Below are 1,057 nucleotides of genomic sequence, written 5' to 3'. Positions count from 1 at the left end.
TGTGTTTGATAATGGGATTGTTAGTATGAAGCATGAGAGTTACCTCGCGTTTTGTTTAAGGATCAGACACCCATATCAAAACCGGTAACTCTCAACCTTTCAAGGTCCAGTGTCAGATCTAGTCGCGACTAATACACCTTAAGCAGGCCACCATGAAAACACCTGTATTTTCCGATGATATGTTGCTGTTTGGGCTGTGTTAGCCTTTCTGCTGAATTTTATTCCCGTGTTGGGATCTATTCTGGCGGCAGTACCGCCTATCATTCAGGAATTTGCCTTTAACCGGTATGGCGGCACTAGCGGCATTTCGGTCGTGTATTCAATGAGTTTATGTAGCATCAAACGTAGTACTCACGTTCGATGTAAGTACCGATGATCCTATCGTGCATTTCGGATGATTTTGAATATCCCAGCGTCTTGCGATTGAGCCGTTGCAATCGGTTACGCAGTGTCAGATGTGCACGCTCAATACGCTGTGTATACAGCTTTCGAGCCTGTTTAAGATTTTGTGTAAATGCCTTTCCTCAGAAGTGACCGTCAAGGCGGTCACCGAACTCGATAATAAAGCGACTCATTGCCATACGCCAGTCCTGTAAGGGCATCGCCCATTTCTGTGATGCCGCCCGGATTGCCAGCCATACGACCTTCTTCACAGAGTCATCAGTCAGGAAAACCTTGCGTTTCTTGATTGCATGCCGGATCACGCTGTTCAGTGATTCTATAGCGTTCGTCGTGTAGATTACGGCTTTGTTGAATAATAGGTAATCATGCTGTTTTTCCGTGCCAGTTTTGGTTGAAAATGCTTGTCATCTCAGGTGTACACTTTTCTCATGGGGCCTAACTGCATGATTTTACGTTGCGAGGATCCTTCGTTTCACTGTGCTGCCAGCATAAAATCTATTTATTCAACAAAGCCGTAGATTACCTTGCGAAGTTCCTGCGGGTACGAGAAGAATGTCGACAGGTTGGCCCAGTTTGACTGCCAGCTCCGGCTTATCTGCGGATAGCGGTGATCCCATGTCCCACCGAACGTCTCCAGCGCCTGAAGCGCGGCCTC

General features: G+C 47.0%; 4 pseudogenes. 1 reads left to right on the top strand and 3 read right to left on the bottom strand.

The features are described from left to right. Positions 1-190 precede the first annotated feature (190 nt). Positions 191-376: pseudogene (locus QZ506_RS07485) on the top strand (hypothetical protein); the annotation flags it as partial. On the opposite strand, the pseudogene QZ506_RS07480 reads toward QZ506_RS07485, so the two are convergent. From QZ506_RS07480 to QZ506_RS07470, 3 pseudogenes are all read right to left on the bottom strand, one after another. Then, positions 339-488 (bottom strand): annotated as a pseudogene (locus QZ506_RS07480) (IS1 family transposase); the annotation flags it as partial. The pseudogenes QZ506_RS07485 and QZ506_RS07480 overlap by 38 nt on opposite strands. A 36-nt stretch (positions 489-524) precedes the next feature. Beyond that, positions 525-743 (bottom strand): annotated as a pseudogene (locus QZ506_RS07475) (transposase); the annotation flags it as partial. Positions 744-904: 161 nt separating this feature from the next. Next, positions 905-1,057 (bottom strand): annotated as a pseudogene (locus QZ506_RS07470) (transposase); the annotation flags it as partial.

Source organism: Candidatus Symbiopectobacterium sp., from assembly GCF_020054415.1.
Lineage (GTDB): Bacteria > Pseudomonadota > Gammaproteobacteria > Enterobacterales > Enterobacteriaceae > Symbiopectobacterium.
This window is presented reverse-complemented; position numbering and strand designations above follow the sequence as displayed.